The 20289-nt window shown below is 59.5% G+C and carries 14 protein-coding genes; 4 read left to right on the forward strand and 10 right to left on the reverse strand.

The window, feature by feature from the left end; translation table 11 throughout:
• Positions 1-87: 87 nt before the first annotated feature.
• The 4 genes from WC392_13290 (at position 88) to nirD (ending at position 6717) form a co-directional block, all read left to right on the forward strand.
• Complete coding sequence (locus WC392_13290; GenBank protein ID MFA5243338.1) at positions 88-879, forward strand: ABC transporter ATP-binding protein; 792 nt, start codon at positions 88-90, stop codon at positions 877-879.
• A gap of 32 nt (positions 880-911) precedes the next feature.
• Positions 912-3650, forward strand: a complete 2739-nt coding sequence (locus tag WC392_13295; protein MFA5243339.1) for a molybdopterin-dependent oxidoreductase — start codon at positions 912-914, stop codon at positions 3648-3650.
• Positions 3651-3845: 195 nt separating this feature from the next.
• Positions 3846-6272, forward strand: a complete 2427-nt coding sequence (gene nirB / locus WC392_13300; protein ID MFA5243340.1) for a nitrite reductase large subunit NirB — start codon at positions 3846-3848, stop codon at positions 6270-6272.
• 136 nt (positions 6273-6408) lie between these two features.
• The gene (gene nirD, locus WC392_13305; GenBank protein MFA5243341.1) at positions 6409-6717 is read left to right on the forward strand and encodes a nitrite reductase small subunit NirD; all 309 of its coding nucleotides are present in this window, start codon (positions 6409-6411) and stop codon (positions 6715-6717) included.
• A gap of 4 nt (positions 6718-6721) precedes the next feature.
• Here nirD and hflX read toward each other — a convergent pair whose 3' ends face one another.
• From hflX to sat, 10 genes are all read right to left on the reverse strand, one after another.
• Complete coding sequence (gene hflX / locus WC392_13310) at positions 6722-8074, reverse strand: GTPase HflX (protein MFA5243342.1); 1353 nt, start codon at positions 8072-8074, stop codon at positions 6722-6724.
• 116 nt (positions 8075-8190) lie between these two features.
• The gene (locus tag WC392_13315; protein MFA5243343.1) at positions 8191-9930 is read right to left on the reverse strand and encodes a bifunctional protein-serine/threonine kinase/phosphatase; all 1740 of its coding nucleotides are present in this window, start codon (positions 9928-9930) and stop codon (positions 8191-8193) included.
• A 164-nt stretch (positions 9931-10094) separates the two neighbouring features.
• Positions 10095-11588 carry an MFS transporter gene (locus WC392_13320; GenBank protein ID MFA5243344.1) on the reverse strand — a complete coding sequence of 498 codons (1494 nt, stop codon included), beginning with the start codon at positions 11586-11588 and terminating at the stop codon, positions 10095-10097.
• A 161-nt stretch (positions 11589-11749) separates the two neighbouring features.
• Entirely contained in the window at positions 11750-12145 is a 396-nt protein-coding gene (locus WC392_13325) for a flagellar basal body-associated FliL family protein (GenBank protein MFA5243345.1), read from the reverse strand.
• 46 nt (positions 12146-12191) lie between these two features.
• Positions 12192-14315 carry a nitric oxide reductase activation protein gene (locus tag WC392_13330; GenBank protein MFA5243346.1) on the reverse strand — a complete coding sequence of 708 codons (2124 nt, stop codon included), beginning with the start codon at positions 14313-14315 and terminating at the stop codon, positions 12192-12194.
• A 68-nt stretch (positions 14316-14383) separates the two neighbouring features.
• Entirely contained in the window at positions 14384-15196 is an 813-nt protein-coding gene (locus tag WC392_13335) for a CbbQ/NirQ/NorQ/GpvN family protein (GenBank protein ID MFA5243347.1), read from the reverse strand.
• 13 nt (positions 15197-15209) lie between these two features.
• Positions 15210-16154: a YkgJ family cysteine cluster protein gene (locus WC392_13340; protein ID MFA5243348.1), complete on the reverse strand. Its 945-nt coding sequence runs from the start codon at positions 16152-16154 to the stop codon at positions 15210-15212.
• Positions 16155-16338: 184 nt separating this feature from the next.
• On the reverse strand, positions 16339-18351 hold the full coding sequence (gene aprA, locus WC392_13345; GenBank protein MFA5243349.1) for an adenylyl-sulfate reductase subunit alpha: 2013 nt from the start codon (positions 18349-18351) through the stop codon (positions 16339-16341).
• Positions 18352-18397: 46 nt separating this feature from the next.
• Positions 18398-18865 carry an adenylyl-sulfate reductase subunit beta gene (aprB, locus tag WC392_13350; protein ID MFA5243350.1) on the reverse strand — a complete coding sequence of 156 codons (468 nt, stop codon included), beginning with the start codon at positions 18863-18865 and terminating at the stop codon, positions 18398-18400.
• 77 nt (positions 18866-18942) lie between these two features.
• Positions 18943-20151 (reverse strand): sulfate adenylyltransferase, encoded by a 1209-nt coding sequence (sat, locus tag WC392_13355; protein MFA5243351.1) that lies wholly within the window; start codon positions 20149-20151, stop codon positions 18943-18945.
• Positions 20152-20289: the final 138 nt, after the last annotated feature.

Below are 20289 nucleotides of genomic sequence, written 5' to 3' on the forward strand. Positions count from 1 at the left end.
GGGTGAGGCGGAAAGTCAAAATCTACCGCGCACCTGTTTTTTCGCCTCACCCCTAACCCCTCCCGCCTCACCTCCAAGGAGAAAATCATGGAAAAATACGTCCAAATCGAAAACGTGCGCCAGGTCTTCAACACCAGGAAAGGCCCATTCGTGGCGCTGCGCGACATCAATCTCAACATTGCCCAGGGCGAGTTCATCGCGCTGATCGGCCACTCCGGCTGCGGCAAGTCCACCCTGCTGAACCTGGTGGCGGGACTGACCCTGCCCAGTGACGGCGCGATGCTGTGCGCCGGGCGCGAAATCGCCGGTCCCGGCCCGGAGCGCGGGGTGGTGTTCCAGAACCATAGCCTGCTGCCGTGGCTGACCTGCTTCGAAAATGTCCATCTCGCCGTGGAGCGCGTGTTTGGCCAGAGCGAGAGCCGCGCCAACCTCAAGAAGCGTACCCACGAGGCGCTGGCGCTGGTGGGGCTGACGCATGCCGAGCACAAGCATCCGCACGAGATTTCCGGCGGCATGAAGCAGCGCGTTGGCATCGCCCGCGCGCTCTCCATGCAGCCCAAGGTGCTGCTGCTGGACGAGCCGTTTGGCGCGCTGGATGCGCTCACCCGCGCCCATCTCCAGGACGAGCTGATGAAAATCACGGCGGAAACCCACAGCACGGTGGTGATGGTGACGCACGATGTCGACGAGGCGGTGTTGCTGTCCGACCGTATCGTGATGATGACCAACGGCCCAGCCGCGACCATCGGCGAAATCCTCAATGTGGACCTGCCGCGCCCGCGCGAACGCCTGGCGCTGGCCAACGACGCCAGGTACCACGAATACCGCGGCGCGGTGCTGGACTTCCTGTATCGCCGCCAGCTACGGCCGGCGGCCTAGTGCCGGGGGAATTGGTATCGGAGAAATTGGCGATGAAAGAAGTCAAATCAGTCTGCTGTTACTGCGGTGTCGGCTGCGGGGTCATCATTAGCGCGGATAGGGGCAAAATTGTCGAGGTGCGCGGCGACCCCGATCATCCGGCGAATTACGGGCGTCTCTGCACCAAGGGCGCCAATCTGCACCGCTCGGCCGTGACCGATACCCGGGCGCTCTATCCGGAACTGCGGTTGGAACGTGAATCCGCGCGCCAAAGGCTGGGCTGGGACGAGGCGCTGGATTATGCCACCGGCCGTCTGGCCGGGATTATCCGCGCGCATGGTCCGGACAGCGTGGCGTTCTACGTTTCCGGGCAGCTGCTGACCGAGGATTATTACGCCTTCAACAAGCTGGCCAAGGGGCTGATCGGCACCAACAATATCGACACCAATTCCCGCCTGTGCATGTCGTCCGCCGTGGCGGGCTACAAGCAGACGCTGGGCATGGATGCGCCGCCGGCCTGCTACGAGGATATCGAACAGGCAAACTGCATTTTCATCGCCGGTTCCAATACCGCCTATGCCCATCCCATCCTGTTTCGCCGCATCGAGGCCGCCAAACAGGCCAATCCCGGCCTGAAAATCATCGTGGCCGACCCGCGCCGCACCGATACTGCCTCCGCCGCAGACCTGCACCTGCCCATCCTGCCCGGCACGGACGTGGCGCTGTTCAATGCCATGCTGCACGTGCTGCTGTGGGAGGGGCTGGCAGATATGGATTTCATCCGCGCTCACACCGAGGGCTTCGAGGCGCTCAAGGACACTGTGCGCGAATACACGCCGCAAAGCGTTGCGGATATTTGCGGCATCCCGGCGCGCGACATCATTCAGGCTGCCAGGTGGTTCGGCGAATCGGGCGCCAGCCTGTCGCTGTATTGCCAGGGCCTGAACCAGTCCATCCACGGGACGGACAAGAACGCCGCGCTGATCAACCTGCACCTGGCCACCGGCCAGATCGGCAAGCCCGGCGCCGGCCCGTTTTCCCTCACCGGCCAGGTGAATGCCATGGGCGGGCGCGAAGTCGGGGGGATGGCCAACCTGCTGCCCGCGCACCGGGATCTGGCCAACCCGCAACATCGGGCCGAGGTGGCCAGGCTATGGGGCGTGGACAGCATTCCCGAACGCCCGGGAAAAACCGCCGTGGAGATGTTCGAGGCCATGCGGCAGGGCGAGATCAAGGCGATCTGGATCGTGTGCACCAATCCGGCGCTTTCCATGCCCGATCAGGGCAGGGTGCGGGAAGCGCTGGAACGTGCCGAATTCGTCATCCTGCAGGAAGCCTACCGCAGCAGCGAAACCGTTCCCTATGCCGACTTGCTGCTGCCCGCCGCGAGCTGGGGCGAGAAGGAAGGCGCGGTGACCAATTCCGAACGGCGTATCAGCCATGTTCGCCCGGCCCGCATTCCGCCCGGCGAGGCGAGGCCTGATTGGGAAATTGCCAGCGATTTCGCGCGGCGCCTGAGCGTCAAGCTCAAACACCCTGCCGGGCCGGGACTGTTTCCCTACGCCTGTGCGGAGGACGTTTTCAACGAGCACCGCGCAAGCACGCGCGGCCGCGATCTGGACATCAGCGGCCTGTCCTACCGCCTGCTGGATGAGCGCGGCCCGCAGCAGTGGCCGTTCAGGGAAGGCGAATCCGGCGGCAAGGCGCGCCTGTACGGCGATGGCGTATTCCCCACCGCCACGGGTAAAGCCCGGTTTGCGAATGTGCGCTACCAGGGCGTGGCAGAGCCAACCAATGCCCGCTTTCCGTTTCACCTGAACACCGGCCGCTTGCGCGACCAGTGGCACGGCATGACGCGCACCGGCACGGTGGCGCGCCTGTTCAGCCATGCCGAAGAGCCGGTGCTGGCGATGAACGCTGCCGATATGCGCCTGCGCGGCCTGAAGGACGGCGACGTGGCGCGGGTTTCAAGCAGGCGCGGCAGCTGCACGGTGCGCGTGCAGGCCTCGGCGGAAATGCAGCCGGCCCAGGTGTTCCTGCCCATGCACTGGGGCAGCCGCTTCATGAGCACGCCTGGCGCCAATGCCTTGACGGCCCCGGCGGTTGACCCGGTGTCGTTCCAGCCGGAACTCAAGCATGCCGCGGTGAGCATCGAGAAGCTGCCCTACACCTGGCAGATGGTGGCGCTGCGGCGGCATGGCGCGCTTGCGCTGATGCCGCGTGTGCAGGCGCTGCTGGCGCGTTTTCAGCATGCTTCGCTGGGGCTGTTCGGGCAGGATGAGCCGGTGCTGGTGCTGCGCGTGGCCGGAGACGCACCGGTCGATCCTGCCCTGGTCGAGCAGCTGGATCGCCTGCTGGGACTGGATGATCCTGATGCCACCATCCGTTATGACGATGTCAGGCGCGGTATTTCCAAGCGCATCCTGGTCGATCAGGGCCAGGTGATCGGAGCCAGGCTCACCGGGGAAACGCTGGCGCGCGACTGGCTCAAGGAGATGATCGCCGCGGGCCTGCCCTTCGAGCAGATCCGTTTGTGGGCCCTGGCGCCGGTGAACACGCCCCCGGTGGGCGGGGTCACGCGCGGAAAAATCGTATGCAACTGCAGGAATGTATCGGAAAAGGAAATCCGCGCTGCAATCAGCAAGGGCAGCGATCTTGCCGCCCTGCAAGCTGGGCTTCGCTGTGGCACGGAATGCGGCTCATGCCTGCCCGAGCTGAAACGCATGCTGGGGGAGTCGGCACCTGTCTCCGCCCCAAATCAGGGCATGAACAGCCTGGCGCGATTGCTTTGAGTGCATGCGTTTCCCATCAAGTTCGGCGGATTTTAAATAATACATTTTAAAACAATGTATTAAATAGTTGGCACGGTGTTTGCTCTAGTGATCCACAGTCGAGTTGTAGGTCGGGTTTCAACCCGACATGTCGGGCTAAAGCCCGACCTACGACCTAAAGGATTATTCAGGCTTAATATTTCTGGAGAAACACTGATGAAGAAAATCAAACTGGTGATGGTAGGCAACGGCATGGCCGGGGTACGCACGCTTGAGGAATTGCTCAAGCTTGCACCGGACATGTACGACATCACGGTCTTCGGCGCCGAGCCGCACGGCAACTACAACCGCATCATGCTGTCCCCCGTGCTGTCCGGCGAGCAGACCATCAAGGACATCATGCTCAATGATGTGGACTGGTACCGCGATAACGGCATCACCCTGCATCTCAACAAGAAGATCAACAGGATCGACCGCAAGAACCGCGTGGTATATGCGGAAGACGGCACCAGCGCCGAATATGACCGGATGATCCTGGCCACCGGCTCCAATCCCTTCATCCTGCCGGTGCCCGGCAACGATCTGGACGGCGTGATCGGCTTCCGCGACATCCATGACGTGGATGCCATGATCGACGCCTCCGGCAAGCACAAGCACGCGGTGGTCATCGGCGGCGGCCTGCTCGGCCTGGAAGCGGCCAACGGCCTGATGCTGCGCGGCATGGACGTAACCGTAATCCATATCGGGGAATGGCTGATGGAACGCCAGCTCGACCGAACCGCCGCCAGACTGCTGCAAAAATCACTGGAAGAAAAGGGGCTCAGGTTTCTGCTGCAGAAGCAGACCGAACTGCTCGTTGGCAATGATGGCCGTGTGGCGGGCGTGCGCTTCAAGGATGGCAGCGAAATCCCCGCCGACCTGGTGGTGATGGCCGTGGGTATCCGTCCCAACACCGCCCTGGCGGAATCTGCCGGCATCCACTGCAACCGCGGCATCGTGGTGAACGACACCATGCAGACCTACGACCCGCGCATTTACGCCATCGGTGAATGCGTCAGCCATCGCGGTACCTCCTACGGCCTGGTGGCGCCGCTATTCGAAATGGCCAAGGTGTGCGCCAATCACCTGGCGGAAATGGGCATCGGCCGCTACGTGGGTTCGGTCACGTCCACCAAGCTCAAGGTCACCGGTATCGACCTGTTTTCCGCCGGGAATTTCGGTGGTGGCGGGCAAACCGAGGATATCGTGCTGTCCGATCCGGTGGGTGGCGTGTACAAGAAGCTGGTGATTCAGGACAACAAGCTGGTGGGCGCCTGTCTTTATGGCGATACCGTGGACAGCGCCTGGTACTTCCAGCTGTTGCGCGAAGGGCGCAACGTTTCGGATATCCGCGACCACCTCATGTTCGGCCAGAGCAATCTCGGCGACGGCGGTCATGCCGGCCAGAACAAGGCCGCCGCGATGACCGATGAAATGGAAGTGTGCGGCTGCAACGGCGTGTGCAAGGGCGATATCGTCAAGGCCATCAAGGAAAAGGGTCTCTTCACCCTGGACGACGTCAAGAAGCATACCAAGGCCGCCAGTTCCTGCGGCTCCTGCTCCGGCCTGGTGGAGCAGATCCTTTCCTCCACCCTTGGCGGCGACTACTCCGCCACGCCGGCGGTCAAGCCGGTGTGCGGCTGCACCGAGCGCACCCACGATGAAGTGCGTGCCGCGATACGGGACCACAAGCTGCTGTCCATCCCGGACACCATGAAATTCCTCGAATGGCGCACCCCGGATGGCTGCGCCACCTGCCGCCCGGCGCTCAACTATTACCTGATCTCGACCTGGCCAGGCGAGGCCAGGGACGATGCCCAGTCGCGCTTCGTCAACGAGCGCGTGCATGCCAACATCCAGAAGGACGGCACCTATTCCGTGGTGCCGCGCATGTGGGGCGGCAAGACCACCGCCGCCGACCTGCGCCGTATCGCCGACGTGGCGGACAAGTACGAAGTGCCGATGATCCGCGTCACCGGCGGCCAGCGCATCGACCTGTTCGGCATCAAGAAGGAAGACCTGCCCGGCGTGTGGGCCGACCTGGACATGCCCTCCGGCCATGCCTACGGCAAGGCGCTGCGCACGGTGAAAACCTGCATCGGCAGCCAGTTCTGCCGCTTCGGCACACAGGATTCCACCCAGATGGGCATCGACCTGGAAAAAGCCTTCTGGAAAATGTGGGCGCCCCACAAGGTCAAGTTCGCCGTCTCCGGCTGTCCGCGCAACTGCGCCGAGGCCGCCATCAAGGACGTGGGCATCATTGCTGTGGATTCCGGCTGGGAAATTCACGTTGGCGGCAACGGCGGCATCAAGACCGAGGTTGCCGAGTTCCTGGTCAAGGTCAAAACTCCAGAGGAGGTGCTGGAATACACTGGCGCCTTCATCCAGGCCTACCGCGAGGAAGCCCGCTATCTCGACCGCACCGTGCACTGGATCCAGCGCGTGGGCATGGATTACGTGAAAAAGCGCGTGCTGGAAGACGAAGCCGGCCGCAAGGCGCTCTATCAGCGCCTGCTCTACGCCCTTTCGGTGGAAAAGGATCCGTGGAAGGAAAGAGCCACGGAAGGCGTCGCCAAACACGAATTCGAGGTTATCTCGGTTTGATGAAACCGGATTGAACCACGGAGGACACGGAGCGCACGAAGGAAAACATTCCTTTGTTTTACATGGTTTTTTCTCCGTGCTCTCCGTGTCCTCCGTGGTAAATCAAACTTTTCAGCTTAATACACAGGAGTTTCAAATGAGCAACTGGATCAGAATCGCGCCCCTTAGCGAGTTTCCGCAACGTGGTGCGCGTGTGGTGCGCCATGATGGCAAGGAAATCGCGGTGTTTCGCAACGCTGGCGATGAAGTCTTCGCCATGAACGACAAATGCCCGCACAAGGGAGGCCCGCTGTCTCAGGGCATCGTCTCCGGCAACACCGTCACCTGCCCGCTGCACGGCATGAATATCTGCTTCGAGGACGGTATGGCGCAGGCCCCGGACGAGGGCTGCGTCGGCACCTATCCCGTCAAGGTGGAAGAGGGCGTGGTGTTTCTGCAGGTTTGAAAATTCAGGCCTGGCCGAGCCGCTCGCACAGGCTTCTCACAGCCTCGCTTTCGCCGCGAATGCGCAGGAACGCGCCTTCACCGTCGGCGCGCTCCTCCAGCACCTCGCAACTGGCGAAGATTTCGCCGCGCAGTTGCTGTGCCGACCAGGGAAGGAAAAGCTCGGCTTCCGCAAGGCCCTGCTGGAAAAACGCGACGATTGCCTCGCGCAGTTCTGCAACATCGCCCGTGCGGCGCGCGCTCATCACCATGCAATCGGGGTACTGCGCGCGCAGCGCCGCTTCGCGTTCGGCTTGCGCCTCCGCAGTGCCGACATGGTCGATCTTGTTGAAGATGCGGATGCGCGGCACGTCCTTCGCGCCGATTTCGTCAAGCACCTTGTCGGTGACCTCTAGCTGCCGCTCGAACCCGGGATCGCTTGCATCAATGACGTGGAGCAGCAGCGATGCGTCAAGTGCCTCCTGGAGCGTCGATTTGAACGAGGCGACGAGACCGTGCGGCAGATTCTTGATGAAGCCGACCGTGTCGCTGACCAGCACGCGCGGCCTGCTCTCGGGCTGGAGGGCGCGCACGGTGGTGTCGAGCGTGGCGAAGAGCTTGTTTTCGACCAGCACCTCGCTGCCGGTGAGCGCGCGCATCAGGGTGGACTTTCCCGCGTTGGTGTAGCCGACCAGCGCCACGTTGGCGATTCCCTGGCGCTCCTGCCGCCGCGCGCGCTGCGTCTTGCGCTCGACTTCCATCGCCGCGATCTCAAGCTGCAACTCGGCGATGCGGTCGCGGATCTTGCGTTTGTCCAGCTCGGTGTGCGACTCGCCAGCGCCGCGGCCGCCGGCGCCGCTGCGCTGCCGCCCTTGCGGCCCGGCGAGTTTTGCCGCCTCGCGCAGACGCGGCGCCATGTAACCGAGGCGGGCGATTTCCACCTGCGCGCGCGCGGCGCGGGAACTGGCGTGGCGGTGGAAGATTTCGAGGATGACCATGGTGCGGTCCATCACCTCGCAGCCGGCCTCGATTTCGAGGTTGCGCGCCTGCGACGGCGAGATTTCGTGATCGACGAAAATGACGTCGATCTTGCCGGCGTCAGGGTCGGCGGCGGCCTGTGGCGTATGCTCGAAGGTGACAGGCGCTGGCGCGCTGTCCACGAATTCGCGTATCTCCTCCCTCTTCCCTGCACCCAGGTAGGCCGTCGTGTCGAAGCTGGAGCGCTTCTGCATGAAGGTGGCTGTGATCTCGAAACCCAGTGTCTTTGCCAGATCGCGCAGCTCGGCCAGCGATGCCTCGAACTCGACGTCGCTCACGTTCGGCAGTTGCACGGCCGCAACGACGGCGTATTTGGGCTTCTCTTTGACTTCTTTTTGCATTCGGGGATTGCTTCTCTTGAGTGGGCGAAGCCGGATAGTACCTACCTCTTAATCAAGGTGCAAAACTGGCTATGAATCCGGGGCGATTCAACCATCACTTCCGGTCAAGCGGAAGTTCAAGCACTGAGCGTACCTGTAAGCAGCCAATATCCCAGCACCACAATCAACACCAGCTGGATCAGCGACAGTCCTTTCCAGAAACCCAGCGGGTTGCGTTCCAGCAGGGGGCGGCTGCGTCCTTCGTTGAGCAGGCTCTGGTTGGGGCGGGTCAGGTCGGCGACGAATTCGGATTCGAGCTCGTAGCGCCGGTTGGGGTGGGGGTGGGTGGCCTTTTCCAGCGCGGCATCCACCCAGTCCGGAATGGCGGGATTGTGCAGCCGTGCCGGGGTGTAGGTGAATTTTTTCCGCGCGGCCCGCTCGGGGGTGATTTCGCCGTAGGGCAGTTGGCCGGTGAACATTTCATAGGCGATCACGCCTAGCGAGAAGATGTCCGAGCGATCGCTGCCCGGTTCGCCCCTGAAGTATTCCGGCGCCGAGTAGCTTGCCGTGCCGGCGATATGGTTGTGCTCCAGCGCGCTTTGTATCTCGGCCAGCCCGGCGATGCGGGTGGAACCGAAATCGATGATTTTCAGGGTGTTGTTGCGGTCGATCAGGATGTTGTCCGGCTTCAGGTCCTGGTGAATCATTTCCATCCGGTGCATGGCACGCAGGCCGCGCGCAATCTGGTCCACCGTGGCGCGCACGCGGCCGGTGCCGGGATCGGGATTGTCCCGCATCCACTGGCGCAGGGTCTGGCCCTCGATGTATTCGACCACGCTGTAGAGAAAGGTGCGCGGCCGCGCGGCGCGGTCGCAGACCTTGATCAGGTGTGGCGAATCCAGCCGCTTTGCCACCCATTCCTCGTGCAGGAACTGTTCGATGTAAAGCGGATCGTCGTTGTAATTCTGCGAGGGGGTTTTGACGACCACCTTCCTGGCCTGCGGATCCAGCGTGTCTTCCGCCAGATAGACCTGGCTGCGCGAGGTGGCGTTGAGTTCGCGCAGGATGCGGTAGCCATCCAGCACCTGGCCGGCCTTGAGGTCGGGCGGGAAGGGCAGGCGGGTCAGCTGTTCGAGGAATTCGTCCTTGCCGGCCTGCGGCAATGTTTCGATGCACAGCACCTGGCAGGTGATGTTGTCCTGACTGCCCTGGCTGAAGGCCTGGACCACCAGTGCCTCGGCCTGTTTCTGCGGATCGCCGGGGCAGGCTGCGAGAATTTGCTCCATGCCTTCCGCGCGAAGGACGTCGTGCACGCCATCCGTGGTCAGAATGAAGCAGTCGCCGGCCTGCAGGGCGCGGGTGTGGTAGTCGATATCGAGGCGCGCATCGATGCCCAGCGCCCGGGCCAGATAATCGCTCTTGTCGCCGAAATGTACGCGATGGTCTCGCGTGAGGCATTCCAGGCGGCCATCGCGCAGCAGATGGATGCGGCTGTCGCCGACATGGAACAGGTGGGCGGTGCGGGATTTCAGCACGATGGCGCTGAAGGTGGTCGCCAGCCCGCAATTGCCGCCGTAGAGCTTCTGCCCCTGGTTGTAGAGCCACAGGTTGAGCGCCCCCAGCACCCTGGTCGCCGCATGCTTGGTCGACCAGGAATCGGGCGTGCTGTAGTAATCGTCCAGGAACTGGCGTACCGCGATCTGGCTGGCATCCTTCCCGCCTTCGCTGGCGCTGACCCCGTCGGCGATGGCGACACAGATGCCCTTGCTGTCCAGCGTCGCATCCGTGGGAACCAGGGCGCCGTGGAAATCCTCGTTCTGCGGCTTGATGCCGGCAATCGAATGCTGCCCCAGGCGGATGGTCAGGGTTTGACTCATGTGTACTCCCACAGCAGCCATGGTTTGAAACCACGGAGAACACAGAGGGCACGGAGAATGCATTTTTGGCTCTCGCCCGACCGGTGAATGCCAAGAAACATGCAATCCATGGCCTTTACTCCGTGTTCTTCGTGAGCTCCGTGGTTAACTGGTTTTTTCTACAATCAGTGTACTTCGATCAGTTGCACGGTGCCATCCGGCAGGACTTCGGTCATGTGTCCTTTTGGCTCGCGCAGGAAGGCCGCGATGAACAACAGCACAACGGCCGCGGTAATGCCGATCACCAGGAAGAAGGTCTGGGTGGAGACCATGGCCAGCACGGTAAGGAAGGACACGCCCCCCACGTTGCCGTAAGCGCCGGTCATGCCGGCGATCTGGCCGGTCAGGCGGCGCTGGATCAGGGGCACCATGGCATACACCGCGCCCGATCCGGCCTTGGAGAAGATGCCGCCAAAGGTGGCGGCCAGTACCACCATGGGGAGGCTCCATTCCTTGCTGACATTGCTCAGTGCCATGAAGCTCAGCGCGATGCCGACGAAAACGATGATGAGCGTGATCTTGCGGCCGAACTTGTCGCTCAGCAGACCGCCGGCCGGGCGGGCAACCAGGTTGATGACGGCGTAGGAGCCGGCCAGCAGGCCAGCGACGACCTTGTCCAGGGCGAACATGTCGACATAGAACAGCGCCAGCATGGAAACCACGGCCAGTTCGGTGCCGAATGTCACCATGTAGGCCAGGTCGAGGATCGCGACCTGGGTGAAGGAATAGCGTTGCAGCTCAGGCACGGGCTGTTTCAGCACATGGGCATTCACCTGCCAGATTTTCCACACCTGAACCAGGTAGGTGAGGGTCAGGGCGGCATAGATGAGGTAAACCGTGGTTTGACCCAGCAGTTTCATGCCGGAGGGGGAAAGCTTCCAGGTCAGTATCCCCAGCGCCAGATACATGGGGATGTTCATCACGATGTACAGCGCGAGATCGAATCCGCTGGTGATTTCCAGTGCGCCGGTTTTCTTGGGCTTGAAGTAGGTCGAGCCCTTGGGGGTGTTGCGCGCCTTCCAGTAGAACAGGATGCCGTAGGCAATGGCGATCAGGCCGGTGAGGGCGATGGCATAGCGCCAGCCATCGGGGCCGCCCACGCTGGCGGCGATGATGGGCAGCAGGCCTGCCGCGCCAGCCGAGCCGAAGTTGCCCCAGCCGCCGTAAATGCCCTGGGCGACGCCGGTCTGACGCGCGGGAAACCATTCCGAGATCATGCGGATTCCGACCACGAAACCCGCGCCGACAAAGCCGGAGAGAAAGCGCAACAGCGCCAGTTGCTGAAAGTTCTCGGCCAGGGCAAAGGCCATGCTGATGATGCCGCCCAGGATCAGGATGGCCGAAAACAGGATGCGCGGCCCATAACGGTCAACCAGCATGCCGACCAGGATGCGCGCCGGAATCGTCATGGTGACGTTGAGTATCAGCAGTACCTTGGTCTGAAGATCCGTCAGCTGCAATGCTTCACGAATGAAGGGCATCAGGGGCGCATGCGCGAACCACACCATGAAGCTGACAAAGAAGGCCAGCCAGGTCAGGTGAAGGGTGCGGATGTTGGCTTTGGAGAAATCAAGAAGATTGAAACGGTCGGACATCATGTGCTCCTTTGGATGATCCATGAACAAGGATTTCCAGTGTAGAAGCAAAAGGCATGCCATTTATATAGCCTTTTGATTTAAAATGGCTATTGTTGTTTTTGAGGGCTTATTCGTGGTGCCTGCGCACTAAAACCGGGCATGCTGCCCGGTGTATGGTGCAGATTGGGTGTTTTGGGCCGGAATTACTGAATCACGAAAGATTCGAACAGGACATCCGTCACGCCTTCCTTGGCATCCAGCTTCAGTACCTTGTTGACGGCAGTCTTGATCAGGCCCATCACTTTTTTCTTGCCGGCCAGCGTCGCCAGTTCTTCGCTACTCTGGCTGCTGAGTACAAGAATAAGCTCGTGGCGAATGACGGGACTCCAACCCTTGATGGATTCGCTTATTTTGGGGTCGGCTACCTTGAGTGACATATCGACCTGTAGATATTGCGTCAATCCCTGCAAGTTGACGGTGAAGGTCTCCAGTTTGGCGTATGACGAAGCGCCACCTTCCTTGGAGCCTCCGCCACTGGCCTGGGCCGAGGCAGAAAAAAATAACAGGGCGGCAAGCAGTGGAAACCATATAAAGCGCATTTTTATTCCTTGGTATCTATCAGGGTTACAAGTTAATCAGAATTGGCTAGGTCGTCAATCGCCGGTAAATATCCGCGACCTTGAACGGCAGTTTGTTGACTTCGTCGATCACGGTGTAATTGACTGCGCCATAAAGGTGGGGAAGGTAGTCCCGCGCTTTTTCGTCAAGGGTGATGCAGAATGGGTGGATGCCGCTGCGCTGCGCTTCCTGCAGGGCCTTGCGGGTATCCTCGATGCCATACTGGGTGCGATAGTTGTCGTGGTAGTCGTCCGGTTTGCCGTCCGAAAGCGTGATCAGCAGCTTGGTGCGCGCCTCGACCTCATTCAGCACGCTGGTCAGATGGCGGATGGCAAAGCCCATGCGGGTGTATTCCTGCGGGCGGATGCCGCTGATGCGCGCTCTTACTTCCTCGTTATAGGGCTCATCGAAACGCTTGATGCGAAACAGTTCGCAACGCTTGCGGGTGGTGCCGGAAAAACCGTAAATGGCGTAGCGGTCGCCCAGGGTTTCGAGCGCTTCGCTTAATAAAATCAGCGATTCCCGCTCGGCATCGTTGATCCAGCCGCGCGTGCTGCCGCTCATGTCCACCATGAACATCACCGCGATGTTGCGCTCGCTGCGGTGCATGCGCATGAACAGGCGCTCGCTCATTTCGCTGCCGTCGCGGGCATCGGCAAGGGCTTCCACCAGCGCGTCGATATCCACGTTGTCGCCGTAGGCCTGGCGCTTCAGGAGACGGTTCTCGTCGCGCATGGCTTCGAAGGTCTTGCGCAGGTGTTTCACCAGGCCGCTGTATTTCTCCAGCGTGGCCTCGCGGAAACCATCATGGACCGGCAACACGTCTTTTTCGCGCATCACGCACCAGTTCTTGCGGTAGTGCTGACGGCCATAATCCCACTCCGGATAGAGCGAGGCGCCTTCTTCATGATAGGTGCCCTGCCACACCTCGTCCGGGTCGGCGGGCTTTTCCTCGTACAGGCGCGGGTCGTATTCGCCCGGCCCGGCGGCGAACAGGTATTCGGGCGGAATTTCGCCGAGATCGAGCTGGATCGAGGTAAGCAGCTGGCGTACCTCCTCCGGCGGGGCGATCGGGGCGCCATCCAGCGTGAGTTCCAGGGCGGTCAGGCCGGGTTCGGTAGCCGGTTTTTCAGTCAGGCCGAACTGCGCTGGCCGGTCCTTGGTCTCGTCCGGGCGGTGTTTCTTCAGCTCCTGTTCCAGTTGTGCCAGCTTCACCCTTAGCAAAATCTTTTCCTTGGCCACTCGCGCCGCCATGCACTTGGCGACGGCATCCGGGCGCAGCTCACCCTGGAAACATATATCCGGAGGAGCCGCTGGATCGGCATAGGCCCTGGCTAGCAGGCGCAAGCTGTCATCGGCCGTGGCATCGGCTTGTGCCAGTTCCTGGGCAAAATGCTGCCATGAAGCCGGGAGCGTTTCATGCAGCTCTGCCCGCAGCCGCTGCATTTCGCGGTAGAGGCCGGGCAGCTCGCGTGCGATGCAAGCCTGCAAGCGCAGGGTTTCAAGTGCCTGAAAGTGTTTCAGCGCGCGCGCGGCATCTTCATAGGCATTGAGCAGTTCGGGGAGCTGGGTGCGAAAGCTGCCAAAACGTGTCTGGGCCCACATCATCGCCACCATGGCCTTGCACAGCACAAAATTGTCCGCGACCGATGGCATGCGGGCGATGACGGCGGGCAGGAAGAGGGTTTCACTGTCGGTGAAGACGGCTTCTCCCTGCTCCAGCTTGAGACGTCTGCCGGACAGGCCATGCACGAAATTGAGCATGACGCCGCCGACATCCTCGAACACCACCCCGGCGGTTCGTTCATGGCTGAGGCGGGTGAAATTTATTACATCCTTGATGACCCGCACGGCGGGTGATATCCCCGCGCGGTCGTAGGTGTCCATGGCATGCAGTGCCCATGCCTCGATCAGGCGCCGCTCCATGTGGGTGAGAAGATCCGGGGCGCGCAGTGCGAACTGGTAGGCGATCTGGATGTGGGTGGTGGCGATGCGCCTGATCCAGTTGAGCAGGAAATCCTGCTCGTCGCGCCGCAGTGCCGCGATGGACGAGGCTATTTCCTCGACGTGAAGGAAGGTGAACTCGACCTCGAGCCACTCTTCGAGAAGCTGCTCGATGATTTCTGCCGTGAGGGCACTTGTGTCTGTCATAAAAGAATTAATGGACGGGATTTACAGGATAAAAGTTTCGTAACAGAAATCCTGTTAATCCTATCTATTTAGAAAAGCGAGGAGGAGAGCTCGTGCACCGCTGCCAGCATTTCCGCATCGTCTGTGATGGCCTGAGCGATGGCGCTCTGGCAGGCGACTACCGGTTCGATGCCGGAAGCGATGAGTTTTGCGGCATGCACCAGCAGGCGGGTGCTGGCGCCTTCTTCCAGGCCGCTGCCTTTGAGGTTGCGCGTCATTTGCGCGAATTTGACCAGTTTTTCGGCAACATCCAGTGCCACGCCGGATTCGCTGGCAACAATCTTGCGCTCCAGCTCTGCTGCGGGATAGTCAAATTCGAGCGCGACAAAGCGCTGCCGGGTGCTTTGCTTGAGATCCTTGAGCACACTCTGGTAGCCGGGGTTGTATGAAATGGCGAGGCAGAAGTCGTCATTGGCCTCCAGCAGGGTGCCAAGCTTTTCCATGGGCAGCGCGCGTCTATCGTCTGCCAGGGGGTGAATCACCACCATGGTGTCCTTGCGCGCTTCGACGATCTCGTCCAGATAGCAAATGCCCCCGGCCCGCACGGCGCGGGCCAGGGGGCCATCCACCCAGATGGTTTCACCGCCCTTGACCAGAAAGCGTCCCACCAGGTCGGAGGCGGTCAAGTCATCATGGCAGGAAACCGTGATCAGCGGGCGCTTGAGACGCCATGCCATGTATTCCATGAAGCGCGTCTTGCCGCAGCCGGTCGGCCCTTTGAGCAGCACCGGCAGCTTGTTCTGGTAAGCCGCCTCGAAAATGGCGATTTCCTGGCCTATCAGCTCGTAGTAGGGCTCCTCGCGGATAAAGTGCTCTTCCGGTGCCAGGGAGTGGGCTTCCATCCTGATGGATCGCCTAATCGTTGCCGCCACAGCCACAATCGCCGGGCCTGGGGTCCGGGCTGTACTTGTCGTCCTCGAGTTTCTGGCGGTCCTTTTGCATTCCAGCGATGATGGACTGCGCGCGTTCATTCAGTCTGGCGCGGTGTTTTTCGAAAGATCCTTCCTGTTCTTCAAGGAATTTTTCGTTGAACAGCGATTGTTTGAGGAAGTTGAAACCGAACTCCATCAGCTTCTCATCGTCGGCTACGATTTCCGCCATGGTCTCAACCGGTACGATATAGGACGCATTGAAAGAGGGGCTGATGACGAAAGCGCGGAAGCGGTCCAGGTCATAGCTGGTCATGAAGAACAACTGATTGGAGATTTGTGGCGGTTTGCCGACGGATGGGCCGGCGGATTTCTTTTTCAGGATCAACTGGCGCCAGCCGCGGCTCTTTTCGTCGTAGTCGCTGACGCCTTGTTCCTGGCGGTATTCGTCGATGGTCAGTTTGCGCGGCTCCTGGTGACCGAGGCAGTGTTTTTCCTGCACCAGTGCGTAGGCGGTCCGGTCGGTGTATTCATCCGAACGGCGCATCGAGAGGAGGGCGACCGGGTAGTAGCGGCAGGCGGCCGGGCGATCCTCGTACACGCTGCAACCTTCCTCAACCATGAACTGACAGGCGGTGCCGCCTTCAACCGGCTGGAATTTCACACCAGGCAGGCCGTCCTTGTCCAGTTCGTAGGGAAAGGTATATTGCTTCAGAAAGTCGCCGGAGGAAAGGTTCAGGCGGTTTTTTAGCCGCAGGATGTCAAAAGGCGTCAGCGGAATATCGATATTGCTGCAACAGGCATTCCAGCATTTGACCTGGCGGTGGCAGCGGAACTGGATGGTGGTGTCGCCTTCCAGCATGTTGGGCATGACCGGGCTTTCCACAAAGGGAGAGTCTTTGGCCAGATTCTGAAATTCTTGTTCGTCCATGATTACCTCGTTTGTGCGCCAGGCGCGGTTATTTCTAAATGTCCAGGCAGAAGGATGTCTGAGTGCGAGTCCTTGTGTCTTGGCACTTGACCATGAGTGCAACATGCATATTTTAACGTGAAAGAAAAAACCGGGCACCCTGCGGCGCCCGGCTTTCATTTTACTACACTGTTACAGCAAACTCTTAGTGAGCAGCAGGCTTGAACAGCTTGGACTTGTCAACCAGATCCACGTGAGCGCGCTTGAAGCAGGTCCACTGTTTGGTTGTTTTGTCGTAGATCGAGTTCACGAAACACTTCCAGTTCTCTTCATCGACAAAGTTCTTGTCCATGCGGTAGTAGAAGCCAGGGTAACGGCTTTCTTCACGGAACAGGATGTGTTTCATGTGAGCTTCGGCAGTCAGGATGCGATGGTAGTTTTCCCATGCGCGCAGCAGTTCGTGCAGATCTTTTGCACGCATTTTTTCTGCGTCTTCCTTCAGCATGTCCAGCTTCTCGCTAGCTACAGCCAACATCTTGTCGTTGGTGGTGTAGTAGGTTGCAACACCAGCAACATACTCGTCCATGATTTTTTGCAGACGGAACTGCAGCATTTTCGGAGTAATGTAGTTGGGGTTCACGTCGATCGCGGTGGAGTAGTCCTTGAATTCCAGGTAGTTGCGAACTGGCTTGTAGATTTCAGCTACCAGTTGATCTACCGGGGTGTCCAACTCGACCTTCATGTCTTTGTTGTCAACACAGTACTTGACCATGGACTTGGCGCACAGGCGGCCTTCAGCGTGAGAGCCGGAGGAGAACTTGTGGCCGGATGCGCCCACGCCGTCACCAGCAGTGAACAGACCCTTGACCGTTGTCATGGAGCGGTAGCCCCAGTTCCAGCCGCTAGGCAGGTGAGCAGGAACGCCGTCCTTGGTTTCGCTGGTAGGCGCACCGACGTCTTCCGGACCGGATACCCAGATACCGCAGCAACCGGAGTGGGAGCCGAGCAGGTAGGGTTCGGTTGGCATCAGTTCGGAGTTTTTCTTCTCTGGCTCGATGTTTTCACCAACCCAAACGCCGCACTGACCAACGCACATGTCCAGGAAGTCTTCCCATGCTTCAGCTTCCAGGTGCTTAACTTCACGTGGGGAAAGCGTTTCACGCAGTTTTGCAAGAGCAGTCACGGTGTCCATGTAAATCGGACCGCGGCCTTCTTTCATTTCCTTCAGCATCAGGTGGTTACGCAGGCAGGAAGCAGGAACGGCAGCTTGACCATACGGAGGATAGTCATTCAGCAGTTCTTTGTTCTTGACCATGTACACTTCGCCGTTGGCGTTGGTGGCCTGGGCTTTGAACAACAGGAACCAGGCACCGACAGGGCCGTAACCGTCTTTGAAACGGGCTGGCACGAAGCGGTTTTCCATCATGGTCAGTTCGGCGCCAGCTTCGGCAGCCATGGAGTAGGTCGAACCTGCGTTCCATACTGGGTACCATGCACGGCCTTGGCCTTCGCCAACGGAACGTGGGCGGAACAGGTTTACGCAACCACCGGCAGCCAGCAGAATTGCCTTGGCCTTGTACACAACAACCTTGTTTTCACGAACGGAGAAGCCTACAGCACCAGCGATGCGGTTCTTGTCAGCTTTGTCATTCACCAGTTTAACGATGAAAATACGTTCCTGGATGCGGTCCATGCCGAGCGCTTTTTTAGCAGCTTCAGCAACGATCCATTTGTAGGATTCGCCGTTGATCATGATCTGCCACTTACCGGAACGTACGGGCTTGCCGCCGTCTTTCAGTTTTGGCATTTCAACGGAACCGTCGTGACGCTCACCGGCTTCGTCGGTCTTCCAGATGGGCAGGCCCCACTCTTCGAACAGGTGAACGGATTCGTCAACGTGACGGCCCACATCGTAGGCCAGATCGTCACGGGTAATACCCATCAGGTCGTTGGACACCATACGTGCGTAGTCAGCTGGGTCTTGCGCATCACCGATGTAGGTGTTGATGGCGGACAGACCTTGAGCAACGGCGCCGGAGCGGTCCATTGCAGCCTTGTCTACCAGCTTGATTTTCAGGTCAACGCCGTTTTCGCGCTTGGCTGCATCAGCCCAACGCATGATTTCATAAGCCGCACCAGAACAAGCCATGCCGCCGCCGATAAGAAGAATGTCAACTTCTTCTTGGATTACTTCAGGATTTTCAAAGGTTCCAGACATCTTATTTACCTTTCAATATTCGTTAACAATAACTGTTCGTCGCGTCTTACTTGCGAATCAGTTCAGCAGGGTTGCCAGCACGATAGCCATTCATCTGGTTAAAGAAACCGGATTTGGCAACATCTGCCATGTTTGCTTCAGGCTTGCCACCGTAGCAGTCGATCGAACCTTCTGGCGTGGTGCGGATCGGGAATTTGAAGCGCTTCAGCACGCCGTTGCGGAATTTGATGGTCCACATGATGGAGTCGGAACCACGCAGAGGCTGCACGGAACCACCCAGTGGCACAACGTCAGCATAGTGACGTACTTCGATTGCCTGTTGTGGGCAAATCTTTACGCAGGAATAGCATTCCCAGCACTGCTCGGGTTCCTGGTTGAACGCCTTCATGGCGTGGCCGGTTTCGGAACCATCTTTGTCAAGCTTCATCAGGTCGTGCGGGCAGATGTACATGCACGCGGTTTTGTCCTGACCTTTGCAGCCGTCACATTTGTCGGTACGTACAAAAGTTGGCATTGCTTTTACTCCTCAGTAATGACATTACAACTATAAAAAAGCCGGTTACACACAGTGGCCGGCCAACCTTAAAAAACTTATTTTGCTGAATGACCTTTAAGTTCGATCTTGATATTTTCTTCAGCGGAAAGGCCTGCGTAATATTTCTGCAGTACCTTGGCCACTTCCGGCCGGCTGAATTCTACAGGGAGATCCTTGCCTTCGGAAAGCATTGAACGCACCTTGGTGCCGGACAACAGGATGCGGTCGTCCTTGGTGTGCGGGCAGGTGCGCTGCGAGGCCATGCCGCCGCACTTGTTGCACCAGAAGGTCCAGTCGATGTTCATGTTCTGGGTTTCGAGTGAGCCCTTGGGGATCTCGTCGAAAATTTTCTGAGCGTCGAACGGGCCGTAGTAGTCGCCCACGCCGGCGTGGTCGCGGCCAACGATCAGGTGCGAGCAGCCATAGTTCTGGCGGAACAGCGCGTGCAGCAGCGCTTCACGCGGGCCTGCATAGCGCATGTCCAGCGGATAGCCGGCCTGGATCACCGTGTTGGGTGCAAAATAGTTCTCAACCAGCACGCTGATGGCTTCGGAGCGAACTTCGGCAGGGATGTCGCCCGGCTTCAGGGCCCCCAGCAGGGAGTGGACCAGCACGCCGTCCATGGTTTCGATGGCAATTTTGGCCAGGTATTCGTGGGAGCGGTGCATCGGATTGCGGGTCTGGAAGGCGGCAATCTTGGACCAGCCAAGCTTCTCGAACAGCGCGCGGGTCTCGGCAGGCGTCATGAACTGCTCGCCGTACTCTTCCTTGAATGTGCCGGTGGAGAGGACCTTGACCGGACCGGCCAGATTATATTTGCCCTGGGCCATGACCATCTTGACGCCGGGGTGTTCCATGTCGGTGGTCTTGTAGACCTGCATGCACTCGTGGCCTTTATCGATGCTGTATTTCTCGGTCACCTTCATGGTGCCCATGATCTCGCCGGACTCACCGTCAACCAGGGCGATCTCGTCACCGTCCTTGATGCTCTCGTCGTCGGTCGACAGGGTGACTGGAATGGGCCAGAACAGGCCGTTGGCCATTTTGTATGCATCGCATACGCCTTGCCAGTCAGAATGCATCATGAAACCGTTGAGGGGAGTGAATCCACCGATGCCGAGCATGATGAGGTCGCCGGTTTCGCGCGAGCTCATTTTGACTTTGGCCATGCCTTGAGCACGTGCCAGTTCTGCTTTCAACGCATCGCCAGTCAGTAACAGAGGCTTGAGTTCACCGCCGCCGTGTGGCCGAACTAGTTTGGACATGTTTTCTCCATTTCTTTGGTTTAATGGTTTATTGCTGCTGGGTTCGGTAAAAATTTTCCGAAGAATACCATGTAGGGTCGGGCGATTTGATCCATATTTTCTATCTTCGAATAAGTTAATTCGATAATTTTATCCGGA

This window comes from Sulfuricella sp., from assembly GCA_041651995.1.
Lineage (GTDB): Bacteria > Pseudomonadota > Gammaproteobacteria > Burkholderiales > Sulfuricellaceae > Sulfurimicrobium.